The following is a 22462-nucleotide window of genomic DNA, read 5'->3' as shown; positions in this document are numbered from 1 at the left end:
CGGCGATGCACGACTTATGCTGCGACGACCGAAATCCAGGAAGCCAGGATGCCCGCGCCACTCAGCCATATCGAGACCTCGCCGGATCTTCCCTCCAGCGCCGATGTGGTGGTCATCGGGGGCGGCATCATCGGGGTGTTCGCGGCCTACTATCTCACCCTGCGAGGCCTCAGCGTCGCTCTCGTGGAGAAGGGACGGATCGGAGCCGAGCAGTCCAGCCGAAACTGGGGCTGGTGCCGCCAGCAAAACCGCGATGCTCGAGAGTTGCCGATAGCGACCAAGAGCCTGGACTTGTGGGAGAGCTTTGGCGCTGAGAGCGGCGAGAGCACGGGTTTCTCCCGCTGCGGCCTTCTGTATCTCAGCAACGACGAGGCCGAGCTCGCTGGCTGGGCACGCTGGCGCGAGTTCGCGCGAACGGTCGGCGTCACCACGCACATGCTCGATGCGACCGCGGCAACGCAGCGCGGCGCCGCGACGGGGCGCGCCTGGAAGGGCGGGGTCTTCTCGCCAACCGACGGCATCGCCGATCCCGCCAATGCTGCGCCGGCGGTGGCGCGGACCATCCTCAGGCATGGAAGCACCGTGCACCAGATGTGCGCGGCGCGCGGGCTAGAGACCGAGGGCGGCCGCGTGAGCGCGGTCGTGACAGAGCGCGGCACAATTCGCACGCGTGTCGCCATATTGGCGGGCGGCGCGTGGTCCTCGTCGTTCTGCCAGCAGGCCGGTATCCGGCTTCCGCTCGCCTCGATCCGCTCGTCCATTCTGTCCGTCTCCGGCGGTACGAAGGGCCTGCCCGACGCGCTCCACACCGCGGCCATTTCGGTTACGAAACGCGGCGATGGCGGTTATACACTCGCCATCAGCGGCCGGGGCCGCATCGATCCGACTGCCCAGCAGCTCCGCTTTGCTCCGCAATTCCTGCCGATGTTCTTGCGACGCCGGCGCAGTCTGCTCCCCGGTGGTCTCGAAGGCGCGCGGTCGGGACATGAAACGCTACGCCGTTGGCACATCAATGGTCCGACACCGATGGAGCGCGTTCGTATTCTCGATCCGGCGCCTGATCGAAGCACAATCGAACTCACTCATCGACGCGCCCTCGAGCTGCTACCCGCACTGAGGGACACGAAGATCACTGCTGCATGGGCGGGCTACATCGATTCGACGCCTGATGGCGTGCCAGTCATTGGCGAGGTATCGCGTTTGCCTGGTTTGATATTGGCTGCGGGCTTCAGCGGCCACGGCTTTGGCATCGGTCCTGGGGCGGGCCATCTGATCGCCGACATTGCGACCGGCGCGGCGCCAATCGTGGATCCAAGGCCCTACCGGCCAGATCGCTTTGCTGGACTCAGCGTCGGAAAGGTCTCGGATTTCTAGGAATCGACGCTGAGAGGCGCGTTGCGGCGAAGTCCGATCCAGACTCGGAATTTCATCTTCAAGCAATCACTCGGTGGCCGGCGGCACTGCCTCTTACCTCGCCCCTTTCAACCGATCCGCCATGCACTCAGCAATGGCGACCGTGGTCAAATGGGTGTTGGCGCGCGGGACCTCCGGCATGATCGAGGCGTCGATCACACGCAACCCCGTGCATCCGATCACTCGGCATTCGTGATCGACGACCGAGCGCGCATCGTCCGGTGCGCCCATGCGGCATGTGCCGCTCGCATGCTGCGCGTCGCTGCACTCGGCGAACAGCCAGTCATCCAGCTCTGTGTCGCTAAGCGGCTCGTCCATCGGGCGACCGCTGGCGCCATAATCAACGCGGTGAGCAATATCGGTCACACCAGGTTGCAGGCAGATATCGCGCAGGCGGCGAACGCCGTCGCGCAGGCGCACCAGATCGCGGGGGTCAGACAGCATGCGCTCCTCGACCTCCGGATCGACGTCGGGGTCGGTCGTGGTGATACGGACATAGCCCTGGCTGAAGGCCTGATAGACGGAGACGGCGATGCGTCCCAGCGCCACATCAGCCATCGATTGCCGGGAGCGTGCGAGATTGCCGGCGATCATGATCATGTCGTTGTCGCCGGCGCCTGCGAGGCCAGACGAGTAGCGCAGGCAGCAATTGGTGTGCCGGTGCATCAGCGTGCTCACTTGGCTGCCTTCGCGCAAATGCAGCAGTGCGTTCACGATCGGATGGTCGAGCAAGTTCTCACCCACCGGTAAGTCCGCGCGGATCGGGATGCCGAGCGTCTCCAACAGGGCGACAGGCCCGATGCCGGAGCGTTGCAGGATGGCCGGCGAATGGATGGCGCCAGCGCAGAGGATCACCTCACGCGCCGCGCGGGGCGTATAGGATTGGCCGTTCACGCGGACCCGGACGCCGCTGGCGTGCAGCCGGTTGCCTTCGAAGGTGATGGTGTCGACCAGGGCATGACCGACGATGTCGAGGTTGGCGCGGCCGCGCGCCGGCTCCAGATAGCCGTCATTGGTGGAGATCCGCAGTCCGGCGTCGCTATTGATGGCATAGGGCGAGACGCCGGTGCCGGTCGGCGCGTTGTGGTCCTCACACCAGCCATAGCCGAGGGCAAGCGCGGACGAACGCAACGCCCGGTCGACATTGCCCCAATCGGGGATCGGAGCTCGATACACCGGGATCGGACCACGATCGCCGTGATAGGACGCGTCGGGGAAATTCTTGTCGGTCTCGAGCTTGCAGAAATAGGGCAGGATCTCGTCCCACGACCAGCCCGTGCAGCCCGCGGCCGCCCAGCGGTCGAGATCGTCGGGCACGGCGCGGATCGCGATCTGGCCGTTGATTGTGGAGCTGCCGCCCATGGCACGGCCGCGCCAGAGCAGCAGCGGCGGCTGCCGCTCGGTGCGTCGCGCCAGGAGCCTCGGCCAGCGGAAGTCGTCATCGCCGATGGCGTGCATCGGGTTCGGAATGCGGATGTGTTCCGGCGTGGTCGCGGTGCGCAGATCTTGCCCGGCCTCGAGCAGCAGCACGCGATGCGTCGGGTCTTCGCTAAGGCGCGCGGCCAGCGTCGCTCCAGCTGAGCCTCCGCCGACGATGATCGTGTCGTATTCCTGTTCAATCACGTCGGGTCACTTCCGCTGCCTGCGCTCGTTCCAGGGAGAAAATCGTAGCATGAGAGTGATACCGAATTCAGCTCCAACCAATACACCCCTCTAGGTTGCTGAATTTCCGGAAGCAGACTTTTGCATGTAGAATTGGCAATCCGCTCTTGCGACGGGGCAAGTTGACGAAATTGAGACAAGTGATACGTTTTAAATGCGTTTTCCATAAGCTGATTGAATCGAATGCCGGGGTACGGGCGTGAGGGCCGGCCAGTTGTGCCGCTCGTCACGCGTTCGCCCTGCCTCTTATGACCGGCGCGAGCGAATAGAGAGATTTGCTGACGTCGCATTGCTGCAGCGCGGCGACTTCAGGGGGCTAGTGTGGAGCAACCGGGCGAGCCGTTCGGCTCGGGATCGGAGTTCGGCCGCGCATGGTTTACCGACATGAACCTTTCATCGTTTTTGGGCGCAGGCTGGGTCCACGGTCAGCAGGTCCTGTGTGACGACGAAGGAATTCTGTTGTGCCGCGCCTGCCGTGAAAACAGCGACGGCGAGCGAAATATCGTACTGGCCGTGCTCCCGGCAGCGGAGCATCCAAGTCCACAGAGCCTTGATCGTCTTGCGCACGAGTTCGGATTGAAGGACGAACTGGACGGCGCCTGGGCAGCGAAGCCGCTGGAGCTTCTGCACGATCGCGCCCGAACCATTCTCGTGCTCGAAGACTTCGGCGGCGAGCCACTCACGTGGCTAATGGACGCACCCATGGAGATGGGAGACTTCCTGCGCCTCGCCATCCAAATCGCAGGAGCGTTGGGCAAAGTCCATCAGTGCGGTCTGGTGCACAAGGACGTCAAACCGGCCAACATCCTGGTGAATCGCACCGAAACAAGCGTGCGGCTTACCGGCTTCGGCTTTGCGTCGCGCCGGCCGCGAGAACGACAGTCCCTGGCGCCCCTCGAATCGATCGCCGGCACACTCGCCTATATGGCGCCCGAGCAGACCGGGCGCATGAACCGCTCAATCGATTCCCGCAGCGACCTGTATTCGTTCGGTGTCACGCTCTACCAAATGCTCACCCGCGCGCTTCCCTTCACCGCGACCGATCCGATGGAGTGGGTGCACTGCCATATCGCCAGAAAGCCAGCACCGCCAAGCGACCGCTTGGAGAATGTGCCACCTGCGGTGTCCCGGATCATCATGAAGCTGCTCGCCAAGATGGCCGAGGAGCGTTACCAGACTGCGGCCGGCGCCGAGAGGGACCTGCGGCGATGTCTTGCCGAATGGGAGGCTCAGCACCGCATCGACGAATTCCCGCTTGGCCAGCACGACACGCCGGATCGGCTGCTGATCCCCGAGAAGCTGTACGGGAGGGCGCGCGAGGTCGAGAGTTTGCTCGCCTCCTTCAGCCGCATCGTCAGGAGCGGCGTGCCGGAATTGGTGTTGGTTTCGGGATATTCCGGTATCGGCAAATCCTCGGTCGTCAATGAACTGCACAAGGTTCAGGTACCGTCGCGCGGGCTCTTCGCATCGGGCAAATTCGATCTCCACAAACGCGATGTCCCGTACTCGACGCTCGCACAGGCATTCCAGAGCCTGGTTCGGCCGCTTCTCGGCAAAAGTGATACGGAGCTGAGCGCGTGGCACCGCGACTTTCTGGAGGCGCTGGGCCCAAATGGACAGCTGATCGTCGACCTGATCCCCGAACTCAGGCTCATCATCGGCGAACAACAGCCGGTTCCGCAGCTTCCGCCGCAGCAGGCGCAAACCCGCTTTCAGGGAGTGTTGAAGCGGTTCATGGGCGTCTTCGCCCGCCCCGAACATCCGCTTGTGCTGTTTCTCGACGATCTCCAATGGCTCGACGCAGCAACGCTCGACCTGCTCGAGGATCTGTTGACGCGGTCGGATCTGAACCACCTGATGCTGATCGGCGCCTACCGCGACAACGAGGTCGATGCCGCTCATCCCCTGATGCGCATGCTCGACGTCATCAAGGCCGCGGGCGGAACGGTCACGGAGATCACGCTTGCGCCGCTCGGCCGGAAGCATCTCGGGCAGTTGCTTGCGGATGCGCTTCGCTGCGAGCCGGAGCAGGCGGCGCCGTTCACGCAGATGGTGCTCGACAAGACCGGCGGCAATCCGTTCTTTGCCATTCAGTTCATGTTCTCGCTTGCCGATGAGGGACTGCTGGCCTTCGACCACGACGCAGCATGCTGGTCCTGGGACCTCGATCGCATTCACGCCAAGCGATACACCGATAACGTCGTGGACCTCATGCTCGGGAAGATCACCCGACTGCCGGCTGCGACGCAGGCCGCCCTACAGCAGATGGCCTGCCTCGGAAACATCGCGGAGACCGCGATGCTTTCGATCGTGCTTGGAATTTCAGAGGAGCAGGTGCATGCAGCCCTGTGGCGGGCCGTCCGCCAGGAATTGGTCGAGCCCCAGGCGGGCGCATATCGATTTGTCCACGATCGCTTCCAGGAAGCGGCTTACGTGATGATCCCCGAAGACGACCGACCCGCGACCCATCTGCGGATCGGCCGATTGCTCGCGGCGCGCACGGCAGAAGAAGCAATCGAGGCAAACGTCTTTGAAATCGTGAGCCAGCTCAATCGCGGCGCGGCGTTGATCAGCGCAACGGAGGAGCGGGATAGACTGGCCGAGCTGAACCTGTTGGCCGGCCGGCGCGCCAAGGTGGCGACGGCCTTTGCCATGGCGCTCGCCCACTTCAGCTCCGGCGAGGCGATGCTGACGGATGACCGCTGGGAGCGGCAATATGCGCTCAGCTTCGCGCTGGCGATGCAACGTGCGGAGTGCGAATTCCTGACCGGCGAGCACGAGGCTGCGAAAGCGCGCCTCGCCGAGTTGGCGGGCCGTGCAGCCACTCTTCCCGACCTCGCCGCCGTCACGCGACTGCAAATGGAGCCAAAAGACCGCGACGTCGAAATTGGCCTCGCCTATCTACGCCGCGTCGGCATCGTGTGGCCGGCGCAGCCGACGTCGGAGGAGGTCGAGCAGGAATACCAGCGGATGTGGCGGCATATCGGTGAGCGCCCGGTCGAGGCGCTGCTGGAGCTGCCCCGGATGACCGATCCGGTCGCACGCGGCACCATGGACGTCCTCACCGTGTTGGTGTCGCCCGCCTGGTTCATCGACGAGAACCTGCGCCGCCTCATCATCGCGCGCATGACAAATCTGAGCCTGGAATTCGGCAACTCCGACGCATCGTGCCTTGCTTATATCGTACTCGGCACCGTGCTTGGGCCTGACTTTGGCGACTACGAGGCGGGCTATCGCTTCGCCCAGCTCGGCCTTGACTTGGTAGAAAGGCACGGATTGGGCCGCTTCAAGGCGCGCGTCTATCTGGGCTTCGGTAGCTGGACGCGGCATGTCCGGACGGGGCGGCCGCTGTTGCGGCGGGCCTTCGACGCGGCGCAGCAGGACGGCGACTTCAACTATGCGAGCTTTACCCGTCATCACCTCCTGACGCATCTTCTCGCCTGCGGCGATCCGCTTGTGGAGGTGCAGCGGGAGGCCGAAGCCGGTATCGACTTCGCGCGCCGGGCACGGGTTGACCTCGCGGTCGACAGGATCACCGGGCAGTTGCAGCTGATCCGCACGCTGCGCGGCCTGACGCCCAAGTTTGGCAGCTTCGACGATGCCGATTTCAGCGAGGAGCAGTTCGAGCGCCGTCTGGAGGCGGATCCGCAGCTGGTGCACGCTGCTTACTGGTATTGGATCCGCAAGCTTCAGGCGCGCGTCCTTGCTGACGATCCGACCGCCATTGCCGTGACGTCGAAGGCCGAAGAGCTGCTGTGGACATCGAAGGCGCTGTTCGATCGGGCGGAGTTGCACTTTTACGCTGCGCTGGCGCACGCCGCTCTCGACGATGCGGCTACCGCCGCGGAGCGCACCCTGCGTCTTGAGACCATAGCCGTCCACCATCGTCAACTTCAGCAATGGGCCGACATCAACCCGGAGGATTTTGCGGACCGCGCCGCGCTCGTCGAGGCGGAGATCGCGCGCATCGAAGGCCGCGAGCTCGATGCGATGCATTGCTACGATCGAGCGATCGGCGCGGCGCGCGCGAGCGGCTTTGTCCATAACGAGGCGATCGCCAACGAATTGGCCGGGCGTTTCTATGCAGCGCGCGGTTTCGAGAAGATCGCCCAAGCTTATCTGCGCGACGCTCGCTATGGCTATCGCCGTTGGGGCGCCGATGCCAAAGTGAAGCAGCTCGAGCGTCTTTACCCGCGGCTGCATGTGGCGGAAGACGGTGGCGCTGCCGGGAAGGCAAGCGAGTCGGTTCCGCAACTGGACGTCACCTCGGTGGTCAAGGCGTCGCAGGCCGTATCCAGCGAAATTGAGCTGCCGCGGCTCATCGAGACATTGATGAAAATCGCGCTGCAAAACGCCGGCGCGGATCGCGGCCTGTTGATCCTGTCACGTCACGATGACTTCCGGATCGAAGCGGAGGGACAGTCTAACGGCGACGAGTTCGCAGTCGCGATGCGCCAGGCGCCCGTTTCGGGTCCCGATTGTCCGGAGCCGCTGCTGCGCTATGTCATTCGCACGCAAAAGACCCTCATCCTCGATGACACGTCGCGGCCCGATCCGCTGTGCGATGCAGACTATGTAAATCGTCGGCGTCCCAGATCGATCCTCTGCCTGCCGCTGATGAAGCAGGCCAAGCTGACCGGGTTGCTCTATTTCGAGAACACCCTGGCCACGCACGCCTTCACACCGGACCGGGTCGCGGTGCTGGAGATGTTGGCAGCTCAGGCCGCGATTTCGCTCGAGAACACCCTACTCTACCGCGATCTCCAGGAACGCGAGGCCCGCATCCGACGCCTCGTCGATTCCAACATCATCGGAATCCTGTTCTGGGATGCAGACGGCAACATCAGCTATGCCAACGACGCCTTCCTGAGCATGACCGGTTACTCCAGGCAGGAGCTGGTGTCCGGAGCGGTCAGCTGGAAGGAGATGACGCCGGCGAAACACGAAACTCTCGACGTCGAACGGATTGATCAACTCCGCTTGACGGGAGAGGTTGCGCCCCGCGAGAAGGAGTTCTTCAGAAAGGACGGCAGCCGGATTCCCGTGCTGATCGGCTCGGCCTCGGTGGCGGGATCGCCCAATCAAAGCATCTCTTTCGTGCTCGATCTGACCGCGCGAAAGCAGGCGGAAGAGAAGTATGGGTTGCTTATGGAGCAGGCCCATGACGCGATCCTGGTGCTTGATCAAGGCGGCATGGTGATCGAAGCGAACCGCATGGCCGAGGCCATGCTCGAACGATCCCGTGAAGACATTATCGGGCGCTCGTTCCGGTCTGTTGTGGCCCCCGCGGGAGCAAACCAGCTCGACAGTTTGCTCACGCCCGGTTCGACCGGATTGATTCAGCTGCGCCTGGCCGGCACCAAGGGTGTCGACACGGAGATGTCGGCGGCCCACGTATCGACCGGCGGGCAGGAGCTGATCATCGTCATCGGGCGCGACATCACTCATCGTCTTCGCCTCGAGCAGCAGCTGCGTCAATCGCAGAAGATGGACGCGATCGGCCAGCTCACCGGCGGAGTGGCGCACGACTTCAATAACCTCCTCACCGTGATCACGGGGACTATCGGAATCCTGATCGATCATCTTTCCGACGAGCCTGAGCTTGCTTCCATCGGCCGCATGATCGACGAGGCCGCGAGCCGCGGCGCCGATCTGACCAGACAGCTTCTGGCGTTCGCTCGTAAGCAGCCCTTGCAACCGCGCGATACCGACATCAACAACCTCATCGATGATACGGCGAGGCTGCTGCGACCGACGCTCGGCGAACAGGTCGCGATCAATTCGACGCTGCAAACCGATTGCTGGCACGCCTTGATCGATCCAAGCCAGCTGTCAACTGCCCTGATAAATCTCGCCGTCAATGCCCGCGACGCGATGCCTGCCGGCGGCAAGATCGTGTTCAGCAGCGCCAATGTGAGCTTTGAACCGTCGGTTTTCGATACCAGTCCAGAAGGGATGCTCGGGGATTACATCATGGTCACTGTGAGCGACACCGGCGCTGGCATTCCGGCAGCGATCCGCGACAAGGTGTTCGAGCCGTTCTTCACGACCAAGGAACTTGGTAGGGGGACAGGGCTCGGATTGAGCATGGTTTATGGTTTCGTCAAGCAGTCCGGCGGCCACATCAAAATCGACAGCGAGGAAGGGCGCGGAACGACGATCACACTATATCTGCCACGCGGCGTCGCAAGAGCCGCGCTCCCGAGTGTAGCCGCGACAGCCGGGCCGCAAGGCGGCAGCGAGACCATCTTGATCGTCGAGGACGATGAGCTGGTGCGTGGGTATGTGGTGGCGCAACTCAAGAACCTCGGCTATCGCACGATGACCGCAGCCAATGGTCCCGATGCGCTGGCTCTGTTGAACGAGCATGTGACGTTTGATCTGCTGTTCACCGACGTCATCATGCCCGGCGGCATGAACGGACGCGAGCTTGCTGACGCCGTCACGCGGCAGCGGCCCGGCGTGGCGGTGCTCTATATGTCCGGATATCCGGATGCTGCCATGACGCATGATGGCCGCCTCGACCCTGACATCACCTTGCTGAGCAAGCCTTACCGGCCCGCGGAGCTGGCGCGGCTGATCCGCAAAGTCCTTGATCAGCGGAACGTTCGAGACGGTTTGAACTGATCTCGCGCGGCGATCGACCGGCAAATCCTGCCTGTAATTTTACTGGGCCGACAAGTGGACTACATTCCATGACGCCGGCTTCAGCGTCGCTCGCATTCGCGTGCCGTCGATGGCGACGCCCTGCAACGGCTCCGGCTTCACCCGCCCCGCCGCGTCCCTGGTGTTGGTCGCCTGGAGATCGTCGTGACACAATTCGAGCGCCTCACTCACGATGAGTCGGCCAAAGCTCCGGGCCTCAAGGCTCACCTCCATCTCCTGCTTCAGATCGCGATTGAGCATGAAGAGCGAAAGACCGCCCGCTTCCCCCGCGACCGCCGCGATCTTGAGATAGGCCACGTTCGACACCGGAAAGGTGAATTCCTGGATGCCGCGCGGATCGAAATATGACGAATCGTAGGTGTCCGACTCGACCTGGGTGCGCAGAACCTTGCCACGTCCGAGGCGACTCATATGCGCAAACGGAAAGAAAATGGTCTGGCGCCATGCGCTGCCACCGGTCTCGGTCATGATCGGTGCGATCGCGTTGACGAGCTGCGCAAGACAGGCCGTTCTCACCCGATCGGCGTGATTGAGCAGCGAAATGCAGGCGCCACCGAAGGCGAGCGCGTCCTCCATGGTGTAGATTTCTTCCAGGATCGACGGCGCCACCGGCCAGCCCTCCTTGACCCGATCGGCTCGGTTGCGGCGGGTCCGATACCAGACATTCCATTCATCGAAGCTCAGCATCATGCGCTTGCTGGAGCGCCGCTTGGCCGCCACCGCGTCCGCCAGCGCGACAACCTCGTCGATGAAGTTGTCCATCAGGTCGGAGCTGGCGAGGAAGGATGCAGCGTCCTGCTTGTAATTGTTGAGATAGGTATGAAGCGAGATGTACTCGGCATGATCGAACGTGTGCTCGATCACGGCGTCTTCCCACTGGCCGAATGTCGGCATGTTTCGCCCAGACGAGCCGCACGCCGCAAGCTCTATGGTCGGATCCACCCACCGCATCATCTTGGCCGCTTCGCGCGCGATCGTGCCGTAGGCGTCGGCGCTCTTGTGCTCCATCTGCCATGGACCGTCCATTTCGTTGCCCAGACACCAGAACCTGACATTGTGCGGCTTCTCCCATCCGTGAGCGCGGCGCAGATCCGACCACGCCGACCCGCCCGGATGGTTGCAGTATTCGACCAGATTGCGGGCGGCATCCCCGCCCCTGGTGCCGAGATTGACCGCCATCATCGGCTCGACCTCGGCGGCCTTGCACCAGTCGATGAACTCATTGGTGCCGAATTTATTGGGCTCGGTGCTAAACCACGCGAGGTCGAGACGCGCCGGACGCCTGTCCACCGGGCCGACGCCGTCCTCCCAATTATATCCAGAAACGAAATTGCCGCCGGGATACCTGATGATGGTCGGGCCGAGCTCCCTGACCAACGCCAGCACATCGCCGCGAAAGCCGCTTTTGTCCGCAGTTGGATGACCGGGCTCGTAGATGCCGCCATAGACGCAGCGCCCAAGGTGCTCGACGAAGGCGCCGAACAAACGCGGGTCCGTGTGCCCGATGGCAAAATCGCGATCCATCAGAACATTTGCTTTTCTCATGTTCGCCTCTCGGATGGCCTGGGGCTGGTGAGATAGGTTATGTCGGCAGGAAGGGCCGCCGCAATTTCAGGCAATAACGCAGCTTCGCGCAACTGACGCGAATAGGGATGCTGTGGTGCCATCAACACCGTTCTCGCGTCGCCGCTTTCGACGACGCTGCCCTGCCGCATGATCATGATGCGGTCGCTGATGTAATAGGCGGTCGCCAGATCATGGGTGACATAGATGATGGAGATGCCGAGATCGTCACGCAGCGTCTTGAACAGGTTGACGATGGATATGCGCAGTGACGCATCGACCATCGACACCGGCTCGTCAGCCACGATCAGCTTCGGATTGGCCAGCAGCGCGCGGGCGATCGCTACCCGCTGAAGCTGCCCGCCGGAAAGCTCGTGTGGGTATCGACCGCGCACCTCCCTCAGCGACAGTCCAACCTTGTGCAGCGCCTCGTCGACGGCCATCTCGGGCGGGATCTGCCGGCCCGCCGCGATGAAACGGCGCTGCGTCATGAACAAATAGCGCTCGATCCGCTTCAGCGGGTTGAAAGACTCGAACGGATTCTGGAAGACCGGCTGCACCTTGTGCATGAAGGCACGGCGATGGGCACCGGTGCGGATGGTCGCAAGGTCGACGCCATCGAACAACAGTTTGCCGCTGGTGGGCGCCTCGATATTCAGGATCATCCGCGAGAGCGTGGTCTTGCCGCTGCCGGATTCGCCAATGATGGCAAAGATCTCGGGCCGCCCTGCGTCGAGTTGGAAGCTCACGTCCTTGACCGCCGCAATTCGCTGGCCTGACAAGAGTCCTCCCCGGGTGAAGGTCTTGCTGACCTGGCACACATCGAGCAGCAGCTCGCTCATGCCTCCTCGCTCCGGTTGACGGCAAAGCAGGCGACGCGGTGCCCGGGCGCAGTCTCCAGCATTGCGGGGACCTCGCACTTGCAGATCTCCATCGCGAGCGGGCATCGCGGGTGGAAGCGGCACCCCGGAGGCGGATCGGCGAGATTTGGCGGTGCGCCGACAAGTCCCTCGCGGGAGACGTCATCGCCGATCCGAGGCAGGCTGGTAATGAGATGCCGCGTGTAAGGATGCAGCGGGTTGCGGAATATCTCCACCTTCGCGGCCTCCTCGATCAGGCGGCCGGCATACATGATGCCAAGGCGATCACTCACATGCGCGTGCACGCCCAGATCATGGGTCACCAACAGCACCGACGAGCCGATCTCGCGCCTGATACTGCTGATCATACCAAGCACCTCCTTCTGCACCACGACGTCGAGCGCGGTCGTGGGCTCGTCGGCAAGGATAACATCAGGACGGCAGATGGTGGCGAGCGCGATGGTGGCGCGTTGACGCATGCCGCCAGACAGCTCGTGCGGGTAGGCCGCCAGCACCGAAGCGTCGAGCTTGAGGCGCGCCAGATGGGCGACCACCTCCCGCTCGAATTGCCGGCGGCTGCCGCCAATATGCGGATAGGCGAAGTCAACGAAGGCTGATCGGAGCCGACGCACCGGGTTCAGCACATTCATCGAGCCCTGCATAATATAGGATAAATGCCGCCATCGAATCCGCGCCACCTCAGCCGGTGGCGCGCGGTGCAAGCCGCCGTAGCCGGCCAGGAATGCGAAATCCACCTGGCCGCCGACCACCTCTAACGGCGGCCTGACTGCCCCGACGATTGCCTTGAGCAGCGTGGTCTTGCCGGAGCTGGATTCACCGGCTAGCCCATAGATCTCGCCGCGGCGAACCGCGAAGCTGATGCCGTCGACCGCCTTGACGACGCGCTTGATGCCGAATCGATCGGTCCGGAAATGAGCCTTCAGGTCGCGGACCCACAGGACCGGCTGCGCCTCTTCGGGCGGCTCTGCTTGCGTCGCCTCCGCCAGCATCAAGATACCTCTCCGAAGCTGCGGAGACGGCTGCGCGGATCGATATAGTCGTTCATCGATACCGCCAGCAGGAACAGCCCGATGAAGGTCATGATCACAGCGATGGTCGGAAAGGCGATCCACCACCAGACTCCCGCTACCATCGCGGTGTGCTGGTTGGCCCAGTAGATCATGCCGCCGATCGTCGGCGTGTTGATGTCGGTGAAGCCGAGCACTGCCAGTGTCACCTCCAACCCGATCGACCATACCATGTTGTTCATCGTCGTCGAGAAGACGATCGGCATCACATAGGGCAAGTGCTCCTGAACCAGGATCTCGCGCGTGCTCATGCCGGAGAACAGGCTGCTCTGCGTGAATTCGCGCGCCTTCAGACTCATGGCCACCGCGCGGATCAGCCGCGCGTCATAGGCCCAGCCGAGGCAGGCCATGATCAGCGCCAACAGCAGCCAGGACATGCGATCGCGCATCACGAAATAGAACAGCACCAGGATCGGCAGCAGAGGGATGACGATGAAGGTGTCATTCACCGACATCAGCACCCGATCGATCCAGCCTCCCTTGTAGCCGCTGACCAGCCCGACCACGAGCGCCAGCAGACGGCTGATCAATGCCACGGTGCAGCCAAACAGCAGGGTATTGCGGATAGCAAAGGTCAACTGCCAGAACACGTCCTGGCCGCGCGACGTGGTGCCGAACCAGTAGGTCAGCGACGGCGGCACATCCGGCGGCACCACATAGACATCCTGCGGCGGATAAGGCGAGAAGCTCGCCAGCACCGACAACAGCAGCACGACGGAGATCAGGGCGGCACCGATCCGGAATTCGGCGTTGTAGCGCAGCAGGTCGCGCAGGATTGCAGCCATCAGCTGACCTTTATCCTGGGATCGAGCAGTGGATACAGGAGATCGATCACGAGCACGCCGATCGAGACGCCGAGGATAGAGACAGTGGTCACACCGAGCACGAGCCCATAGTCCCCCGCATAGACGGCGTCGACCAGCAGCGAGCCGACACCGGGATAGCCAAACACCTTTTCGGTGATCACCGCACCGTTGAAGATGCCGCCGAGCGAGATGGCGAGCCCGGTCAGCTGCGGCGGCAGCGCATTGCGCATCACATACGATGACAACACACGCCAGGGCCGGACGCCCGCCAGTTCGGCATAGACGACATAATCTTCGGTCACGACATTGGACACCAGCGCGCGCATACCAAGGAACCAGCTGCCCACGCCGATCAGGATCAGCGAGAGCGCGGGCAGGATGGCGTGCTGCAAAACGCTGATGACGAAATCAAACGTCAAGGTCTGCGGCAGGTTCATCGCGGATCCGCCGCTGATCGGAAGTACCGGCCAGATGAAGCCGAACACGATCAGCAGCACGAGCGCGAGGATGTAGTAAGGGATCGGGTGCAGCCCCATGGCGATCACGCCCATCAGCTTCAGCCCGCGGCTGTTCCGGTAATAGCCGGCAAGTCCGCCAAGCAGGCTTCCGAGTCCCCAGGCGACGATGGTCGAGACCACGAGCAGCCCGGCGGTCCAGGGCAGCGCACGGCCGATCAAGGTGGAGACGGGCGTTGGGAACGCCGACATCGAGGGACCGAAATCGACGCCCAGGATCCTCTTCCAGAACACCAGATATTGCGCGACGGGCGAGCCGCCCAGTCCGTAGAGCTCGCGCAGCGAGGTGCGCATCTGCTCAATCGCCTCCGGAGCCGTGTTGCCATAGGAGGTGACCGCCGAGATCGACTGCTCGACGGGATCGATCGGCGAGGCATGGGTTATGACATAAGCGAGGTTGATGCCGATGAAAACCACGAGCACGAACTGCGCAAGCCGCCGGCCCACATAGGCGAGATATCCGATCATCGGCGCTCCCAGGACGCCGGACCGCAGCGTTCGGACAGACACGACCGGCCGTCCGAGAGATGCCATCGCCGCTTCCTCATCACGTCCTAGCCGGCCGGCTTGAGCTTGACGAGCATATAGCGCGAATTGCCCCAGTTCGGCACCGGATTGGCGTAAGGATTTTCCGACGTCGGAAATCCCGTCCAGTAAGTCTGGTCCATCGCGGTGAAGACATTGTAAGCCATCAGCGGGATAGTCGGCATCTCTTTCACTGCGAGCTTGATGTAGTCCTTGCCGAGCTCGATCGATTTCGGATCGTCGAAGCCCACCGTGCGGATGCTCTCGATGATCTTGTCCAGCGCGGGGCTCGACCAGCGCTGCCAGTTGCGCAGCGGCTGGGATTTGCCGGGCTCGGCGACGAACTGCGAGTGCCAGCTGTCGAGAAAGTAGGACAAGTCCGGGTGGCCGCCCCAGGTCTCGACGCTCCAGCCGATGAACGTATCGAAATCGCCGGCCGCCCGTCGCGTCGGCAGCGTTCCTTGGGCGACATCGATCCTTGCGTCGATGCCCGCCTGCTTCCAGAGCTGCACGATCATGGTGCCGGCGCGCGTCATCACCGGGCGCAGGTCGCCTTCGACCATGACACGGACGATGAAGGGTTTGCCGTCCGGCGTGGTCCAGGCGCCGCCGCGCTTGGCGAAACCGGCCTTCTCCAAAAGCTCCTGCGCGGCCTGCGGATCGACCTTCCACCAACCCATGCCGAAGGCACGGGCGATTTCCGCGGGATCGGACGGGATCTGCTCGCCCATTGAAGGCCGCAGCATCTCGGCGATCTGCTTGCCTATCATTGGATCGTACGGCTTGATCTTGCGCTTGCCGGTGTCGATCTCAAAACCCTTGAGCCATTCTTCCATCGGCTGATGATAGGTTGCCGGATGGGCGCCAGTCGGCGGCACGCCGATGGCCGTTATGGTGGCGGCGCCGCGATAGGCCGCCATCGACACCGCCTTGATGTCGATCAAGAGCGCCAACGCCCAGCGCACGTCAGGATTCCTGAACAGCTCGTTCTGGGTGTTGAAGATCACCGCCGGGAGCGTCGGATCGGGATGGCCATAGGGAAAACCCTTGAACCAGGCCCGCGTTACCTTGCTTTGCTTGGCGAGAGCAAACATGCCCTCGGGCGCGATGTCATGGATCACATCGAGTTCGTGGTTGAGCTGCGCAATGACCCGCTTGTCCGGTGGGCCGGGATCGATGTAGGCGAGATATTTCGGCCCCGGCTTGCCGTACCGCCCGAGCGTGGTGCGCTGCCAGTCGTCGCGCAATTGCCAGATGTACCATTTGCCATCGGGATCGTAGCTGTTGAGCACATAGGCGCCGAGCGAAACCGGCTTGTTGAAATCGAACCTGGTCGGGTCTGCCTCCTTCTCGAAAACATGCTTGGGCAGGATCCACACCGCTCCCCATCGCACCGTGAAGTTGGCGTGGAAGCGTGAGTTTGGCTTCTTGAGCTTGAACACCACCGTATAAGGATCCGGCGCATCGACGGTCGCCACGTTGCTGGCCAGCACCGCGCTGAAACGCATCCCAGGATTCTTGATCTGCGTCGTGACCGTTGAGACGACATCATCGGCGGTGAACTCGATTCCGTCACTCCAATAGATCCCCTTGCGGAGCTTCGCCGTCATCTCGGTGAAATCGGCATTGTATTGCGGCTTGTCGGCGGCCAGCGAATTGTCCCAGACGCCGTCGAGGCCGCTCTCGGGATCAATGTACCAGAGCGTATCGAGGGCGACCTGCTGCAATCCGTTCGACTGCGATCCGGCATTGATGGCCCAGATATTGAACCATCCGGCGTTCTTGACGGTCCCTTCGGGGTTTTCCAGGATCAGCAATTCCTTCCTGGGGATGTTCTGCGGAATGCCCTGCGCATGGCCCGAAGTCGCCAACAGGAACGGCAACGGCAGGAGAACGCACGCAACCAGCAGAAGTGCACGAATGCAGCGCATCGTCTTCCTCCCGGTGCAGTTTGTCTCGACACGGTTGCGAAGAATGCTAGAGGCGTCAAAAACCAGGGACAATAGAAATTTTGGTCGAGAACGAAGAGCGGCTGCCCCTGCCCGGATCGCACGTGCTCATAGGTGTCCGGTTTGCGCCAGGCCTACCTGGCCCCGCGAGGTCTCGTCTCGAATTGCGCGGACGCTTCATGGGTCCGCCCTGGCATTTCCCGCGAAATTTGCTCCGCCCCGCAAAAGCTCTTGCATTGACCGACCGGACGGTCAATCTTAGCCACACAATAGGTCTCCCTATCGGGGAGCCAAATTTCAACAGGGAGGGTACCAATGAGCAGACGCGGCTCGCGCTCGAACTCATCTCGTTTGGCATCGGCTGGAGTTGCATTCGCGGGATCATTGCTGGCTGCCAGCGCCTCAGCCGCTGGCCAGGCGCCTACCACAACCCCATGCGCCGCTCTCGCGTCGCTATCGATCCCAAACACGACGATCACCAGCGCTTCCATGGTTCCCGCCAATGGCGCGACGCCGGCCTATTGCAACGTGCTCGCCACCGTTGCGCCTCAGACCGACATCCAGGTGCGGATGCCGGCGAATTGGAAGGGGCGGTATCTCCATCTCGGCGGCGGCGGTTTCGACGGTACGATCGCGACAAATGCACCCGCGGCCTACAACGTGAACCTGCTCGCCCAGGGTTACACCATCGGCGCTTCCAATGGCGGGCACCGGGCGGCGCAGTATCCCGGCCCCACCTTCGCCGGCGACCAACAACTCGTCCTCGGATACGCCTACACCGCGATCGGCGACACCGACACGGTCGCCCGTGCGCTGATCCATGCCTATTACGGCAAGCCCGCACATTATCGGTATTTCGATGGCTGCTCGAACGGCGGCAAGAATGCATCCGTCGCCGCCGAGCGATTCGGCAAGGACTATGATGGCGTGATCGGCGGTGACGGCGTTTGGGGCCATGCCTATGAGCGCGGCGGCGGCGGCGACATGGCCGGCCTGACAGCCGTGTGGGCCCGCGTCGTCAACGTCACGAGCACCGTCAATCCGGCAACTTTCCCGGCGAAGCTGACAGCGCTCTACAACGCGCAAATCGCAAAGTGCGATGCGCTCGACGGAATTGCCGACGGCATCATCTCCAACCCCGGCAAATGCCATTTCGACCCGGCAGCGCTGGCGTGCGCCAAGGGCGCCGACACGCCGTCATGCCTGACGGCAGCCGAGGTGACGGCGGTCAAGACACTCCAGAGCGATCTGCTGCTCAATCATGAGGTGGTCGGAGCACCCTACGGCCTCGGTAACCTCGTGAGCGGGCTGAGTGCGGTGGCCGGTGGCGGGCAAGGGCTCGGTCAGGGCTTCCTGGCCATGGCTTACAACAACCCGGCATTTCCCATTTCGAGCTTCGATCTCCAGAGGGACTTCTCATACATCACGAACCGGTTCGACATGATCGACGACATGACGGGTTCGCTGCGCGGCATTGCCAAATATGTCGGCGAAGGCGGCAAGCTGATCGTCTGGACCGGCGGCGAGGACCCGCTGGTACCGGCCGCCGGTTCGGTGCGGTTCGTCGAGCGCCTTCGGGAGGCCGTTGACGATCGCGGCAGGGAGAATGTCCGCCTGTACACCCTGCCCGGCGTCACCCATTGCGGTGGAGGCCCCGGTGCCGACACCATCGATCTGCTGACGCCGATCGCCAATTGGGTGGAAAATGCCGACCGGCCGAAGCAGTTGATCGCCTCGAAACTCAATGCCGCTGGCGCAGTGACCTTTACGCGCCCGCTCTGCCCGTTCCCGCAATGGCCGAAATACACGGGAGGCAACGGTAACAGTGCATCGAGCTTCACTTGCGCCAGACCTGACAACGACGACAGGCGCGTGGGGTGGGATCGCTAGGTCCAATCGGACCGAAGCGGCGTTGAAGCTGCATCGATCAAAAAAAGCCCGCTGCCCAAAGGCAGCGGGTACGGTCACGACATCGCGACCCAGTTGAGGGGAGGAAACGCCCCACGTACGGCGGAAGCGAGGCTCCCGCCACCGTCCGACGCCGCGAAAGGCCCCGGACGATTCCACGACATCCCGACGTGCGCAAAGCCGGCGAATGATGTCTTACTCAAATCCCAAATACGCGTTCTTGACTTTCGGATCGGACAGCAGCGCCGACGCCTTGTCGGAAAAGGCGATGCGGCCGGTCTCGATCACATAACCACGATCGGATATCTCCAAGGCCGCCGCCGCGTTCTGCTCGACCAGCAGCACCGTGACGCCATCGGCGCGTAGCGCTGCGATCGCGGCAAGGATCTGATCGACCAGCAGTGGCGAAAGCCCGAGCGAAGGCTCGTCCAGCAGGAGAAGTTTTGGCTTGCCCATCAGCGCGCGCCCGATCGCGAGCATCTGCTGCTGTCCGCCGGACAGTCCGCCCGCGAGCAGATGCCGCTTCTCGTGCAGGACCGGAAACATCGCGTAGACTCGCTGACGATCGGTCTCGATCTCCTTGTCGCGGCGGACGTAGCCGCCCAGACTGAGATTGTCCTCGACGCTCAACGGGCCGAACACGTGCCGGCCTTCCGGCGATTGCACCATGCCGCGCCTGACGCGGGCGTGCGCGGGCAGCCGCTCGATCCGTTCGCCGAGAAATTTGATGGAGCCGCCCGTGATCGGTTGCACCCCGGACAGCGCTCGCATCAACGTCGTCTTGCCGGCGCCGTTGGATCCGATCAGGGCCACGACTTCGCCAGCCTGAACCTCGAGGTTGACGCCCTTGAGCACTTCGATGCGTCCGTAGGCGCTGTGCAGATTTTCGATCTCAAGCACCCTGCACCTCCTTCGCGCCGCGGTTGCCAAGATAGGCTTGATGGACCACCGGGTTCGCGCGCACTTCGGCCGGCGTTCCTTCGGCGAGGAACCTGCCGCGGTCCAGCACGAGAATGCGATGCGAGATTTTCATGACGAGCTTCATGTCGTGCTCGACCAGGACGACCGCGATGCCCTTGTCGGCGACGCGGCAGATCAGCCGGTCGATGTCCTCGGTCTCGACCGCGTTGCACCCGGCAGCCGGCTCGTCGAGCAGCAACACGCGGGGACCTGTGGCCAGCGCGCGCGCGATCTCGAGCCGCTTGCATCCGCCGTATGAAAGGTCGCCGGCGAGCACATCCGCCTTGTCGCGAAGACCGACCTCGTCCAGCAATTGCAGCGCGGCCTCCCGCGTCTCTCGATTCTGTCGCCCGACGGAAGGCAGCCGCAACAGGTCGGCAAAGAGATTGCGGCGCTCCTTGAGGTGGCGGCCGACCATGACGTTCTGCACCACGGTCATGCGCTGGAAGATCTGGAGGTTCTGGAAGGTGCGCGACAGGCCGCGCGCCGCGAGCGCGTCCGGACCGAGGCTCGTAACGTCCTCTCCGCCCAGCTCGACGCTGCCGTGACTGGCGACATAGACGCCGGATATCACGTTGAACAGCGTCGTCTTGCCCGCCCCGTTCGGGCCGATCACCGTCAGGATCTGGCCCGCGCTGGCGGAGAAGCTGACGTCGTCGATGGCCTTCAGCGCCCCGAACGATATCCCGATGTTCTTGACCGCCAGCATCACCGCGCGCTCGCGATGAGCTTCGACGCCATCGGAACGATGCCGTCACGCATGAAGACCATCGCAACGATGATGATGAATCCCAGCATCAGATTCTCGTATTCCTGAAACACAGTCAGCGCCTGCGGCAACACGACGAGGACCGCCGCGCCGACGATGCTGCCGACGATGGAGCCCAAGCCCCCGAGCACCACCATCGTCACCAGCTCGACCGAATGCTGGAAGCCGGCCAGATCGGGATTGACGAAGCCGTTCATCATGGCGAGCAGCGAGCCGGCGATCGAGGCGTAGACGGCGGCGATGACGAAGGCCCGCAGCTTGAGTCCGGCGACGTCGATGCCGACGACACGCGCCGCGACCTCGCTGTCGTGCAGCGCCAGAAGGGCCCGCCCCGTCGGCGTGTCGTCGAGATTGAGCGCGATCCACGCGCCCAGCAGCAGGAACGCGCCGGACAGCCAGTACCAGGCGTATGCAGTTCCGATGCGCCACCCGAACACGGTCAGCTTCGCAACCGGCATGCCGTCCGGCCCGCCGGTCCAGCGGCTTTCCGTCGTGATGACGAGCGCGACCAGCACGCCGAAACCCAGCGTCGCGATCGCGAGATAATGTCCCTTCAGGCGAAGGATCGGCCTCCCGACGAGATAGGCCAGCAGTCCCGAGACACAAGCGCCGATCACGAGCGACGCCCACGACGGCAGGCCGAGATGGGCAGGCCCGATCGCCGTCGAATAGGCGCCGATGCCGAAGAAGGCGGCGTGACCGAGACTGACCTGGCCGGCCTTGCCCATCAGAACGTTCAATCCGATGGACGCGAACGCGGACACCCAGACCAGCGAAGCGACCCGGAGGTAGTAGCTCGACGGAAAAGTGAATGGGAGGATGGCGATGACGACAGCGAGCGCCGCCACGATAGCGTAGCGATTGTTGAGCAACGCGGTCATCGCCTAGACCCGATCCACGGTGCGCCGGCCGAGCAGTCCCTGCGGCATGGCGAAAAGGATCACAAGGATCATCACGAATGCGAATCCGTCCTTGTAGGTCGAACTGACATAGCCGGCACCCAGGGTCTCCAGCAGACCAAGGAGCAGGCCGCCGACGACGGCACCGAGCGGATTTCCCATTCCGCCCAGCATGGCCGCGGCAAACCCTTTCAGCGCCATCATGGTCCCGACGTCGTAGCTCGTCAGCGTGATCGGCGTGACGAGGATGCCCGCGATCGCGCCGATCGCAGCCGATCCGCCGAAAGCCAGGGCCATGATCGTGGCCGTGTTGATGCCCACCAGGCGCGCAGCGAGGCGGCTGGCGGAGGTCGCCAGCACCGCCTTCCCGACCAGAGTTTTCTCGAGGAAGACGTACAGGATCAGGACGGCCGTCGCCGTCCCGCCCAGCACCCAAAAGCTCTGCGACTGAATCGAGGCGCCGAGCACATCGATTGGAGCATCGCCGGAGAACGCCGGCAGCCTGTGGAATTGCTTGTCGAACGCAATCTGCGCGGCCCCCTTCAGGAGGATCGAAGCACCGATCGTGATGATGATGATCGAGACCGCCGACGCGCCTCGCGCCGGGGCGATCGCGAGCCAATAGAGCAACAGCCCGACCGCGACGGCGACGGATACTGCAATCAACGCAGCCACCGGCAACGGAATGCCGGCGGCCGAGGCGAACACCGTCACCATCCCGCCGAGCATCACGAATTCGCCCTGCGCGAAGTTCACGACGTCGGAGGCGTTGTAGATCAGCGTGAAGCCGAGCGCGACCAGCGCATAGACGGCGCCGACCGTAAGTCCCGAAAAGAAGAGCTGGAGGAATTCAGACATGCTCGCGTAACGGCCTCTCTC

The 22462-nt window shown here is 63.2% G+C and carries 14 protein-coding genes; 3 read left to right on the top strand and 11 right to left on the bottom strand.

Annotation, left to right across the window (positions count from 1 at the left end; genetic code table 11):
• Positions 1 to 48 precede the first annotated feature (48 nt).
• Complete coding sequence (locus UB31_RS29480; RefSeq protein WP_045008612.1) at positions 49 to 1374, top strand: NAD(P)/FAD-dependent oxidoreductase; 1326 nt, start codon at positions 49 to 51, stop codon at positions 1372 to 1374.
• Positions 1375 to 1467: 93 nt separating this feature from the next.
• Here the strand turns inward: UB31_RS29480 and UB31_RS29475 are convergent, their stop codons facing one another.
• Entirely contained in the window at positions 1468 to 3036 is a 1569-nt protein-coding gene (locus UB31_RS29475; RefSeq protein ID WP_045008613.1) for a GMC family oxidoreductase, read from the bottom strand.
• A 423-nt stretch (positions 3037 to 3459) separates the two neighbouring features.
• Between UB31_RS29475 and UB31_RS29470 the strand changes: the two genes are divergently transcribed.
• Positions 3460 to 9702: an AAA family ATPase gene (locus tag UB31_RS29470; RefSeq protein WP_045013521.1), complete on the top strand. Its 6243-nt coding sequence runs from the start codon at positions 3460 to 3462 to the stop codon at positions 9700 to 9702.
• Between the two features lie 39 nt (positions 9703 to 9741).
• Here the strand turns inward: UB31_RS29470 and arfA are convergent, their stop codons facing one another.
• The 6 genes from arfA to UB31_RS29440 all read right to left on the bottom strand — a co-directional run bounded on the left by arfA (position 9742) and on the right by UB31_RS29440 (position 17029).
• Positions 9742 to 11286: an arabinosylfuranosidase ArfA gene (arfA, locus tag UB31_RS29465; protein ID WP_045008614.1), complete on the bottom strand. Its 1545-nt coding sequence runs from the start codon at positions 11284 to 11286 to the stop codon at positions 9742 to 9744.
• Positions 11283 to 12146 (bottom strand): ABC transporter ATP-binding protein, encoded by an 864-nt coding sequence (locus tag UB31_RS29460; protein ID WP_045013415.1) that lies wholly within the window; start codon positions 12144 to 12146, stop codon positions 11283 to 11285. Before UB31_RS29460 ends, arfA begins: the two co-directional genes overlap by 4 nt.
• Positions 12143 to 13174, bottom strand: a complete 1032-nt coding sequence (locus UB31_RS29455; protein ID WP_045008616.1) for an ABC transporter ATP-binding protein — start codon at positions 13172 to 13174, stop codon at positions 12143 to 12145. Before UB31_RS29455 ends, UB31_RS29460 begins: the two co-directional genes overlap by 4 nt.
• Complete coding sequence (locus UB31_RS29450; RefSeq protein WP_045008617.1) at positions 13174 to 14037, bottom strand: ABC transporter permease; 864 nt, start codon at positions 14035 to 14037, stop codon at positions 13174 to 13176. The genes UB31_RS29455 and UB31_RS29450 overlap by 1 nt, the downstream gene beginning before the upstream one ends.
• A complete protein-coding gene (locus UB31_RS29445; protein WP_045008618.1) occupies positions 14037 to 15041 on the bottom strand; it encodes an ABC transporter permease in 1005 nt (334 codons plus the stop codon). The genes UB31_RS29450 and UB31_RS29445 overlap by 1 nt, the downstream gene beginning before the upstream one ends.
• An 86-nt stretch (positions 15042 to 15127) precedes the next feature.
• Positions 15128 to 17029, bottom strand: coding sequence for an ABC transporter substrate-binding protein (locus UB31_RS29440; RefSeq protein WP_050044879.1), 1902 nt, complete (start codon positions 17027 to 17029; stop codon positions 15128 to 15130).
• A gap of 507 nt (positions 17030 to 17536) precedes the next feature.
• Between UB31_RS29440 and UB31_RS29430 the strand changes: the two genes are divergently transcribed.
• The gene (locus tag UB31_RS29430) at positions 17537 to 18937 is read left to right on the top strand and encodes a tannase/feruloyl esterase family alpha/beta hydrolase (RefSeq protein ID WP_045008620.1); all 1401 of its coding nucleotides are present in this window, start codon (positions 17537 to 17539) and stop codon (positions 18935 to 18937) included.
• 213 nt (positions 18938 to 19150) lie between these two features.
• On the opposite strand, the gene UB31_RS29425 is transcribed toward UB31_RS29430, so the two are convergent.
• Genes UB31_RS29425 through UB31_RS29410 form a run of 4 tightly spaced genes read right to left on the bottom strand, consistent with a single transcriptional unit; the run spans position 19151 to position 22441 of the window.
• The gene (locus UB31_RS29425; RefSeq protein ID WP_045008621.1) at positions 19151 to 19855 is read right to left on the bottom strand and encodes an ABC transporter ATP-binding protein; all 705 of its coding nucleotides are present in this window, start codon (positions 19853 to 19855) and stop codon (positions 19151 to 19153) included.
• Complete coding sequence (locus UB31_RS29420) at positions 19848 to 20624, bottom strand: ABC transporter ATP-binding protein (protein ID WP_045008622.1); 777 nt, start codon at positions 20622 to 20624, stop codon at positions 19848 to 19850. Before UB31_RS29420 ends, UB31_RS29425 begins: the two co-directional genes overlap by 8 nt.
• Positions 20624 to 21565, bottom strand: coding sequence for a branched-chain amino acid ABC transporter permease (locus UB31_RS29415; protein WP_045008623.1), 942 nt, complete (start codon positions 21563 to 21565; stop codon positions 20624 to 20626). Before UB31_RS29415 ends, UB31_RS29420 begins: the two co-directional genes overlap by 1 nt.
• 3 nt (positions 21566 to 21568) lie before the next feature.
• Positions 21569 to 22441, bottom strand: a complete 873-nt coding sequence (locus tag UB31_RS29410; RefSeq protein ID WP_045013414.1) for a branched-chain amino acid ABC transporter permease — start codon at positions 22439 to 22441, stop codon at positions 21569 to 21571.
• Positions 22442 to 22462 lie beyond the last annotated feature (21 nt).

The sequence above is a fragment of the Bradyrhizobium sp. LTSP849 genome (genome assembly GCF_000938255.1).
Classification (GTDB): Bacteria; Pseudomonadota; Alphaproteobacteria; order Rhizobiales; family Xanthobacteraceae; genus Bradyrhizobium.
This window is presented reverse-complemented; position numbering and strand designations above follow the sequence as displayed.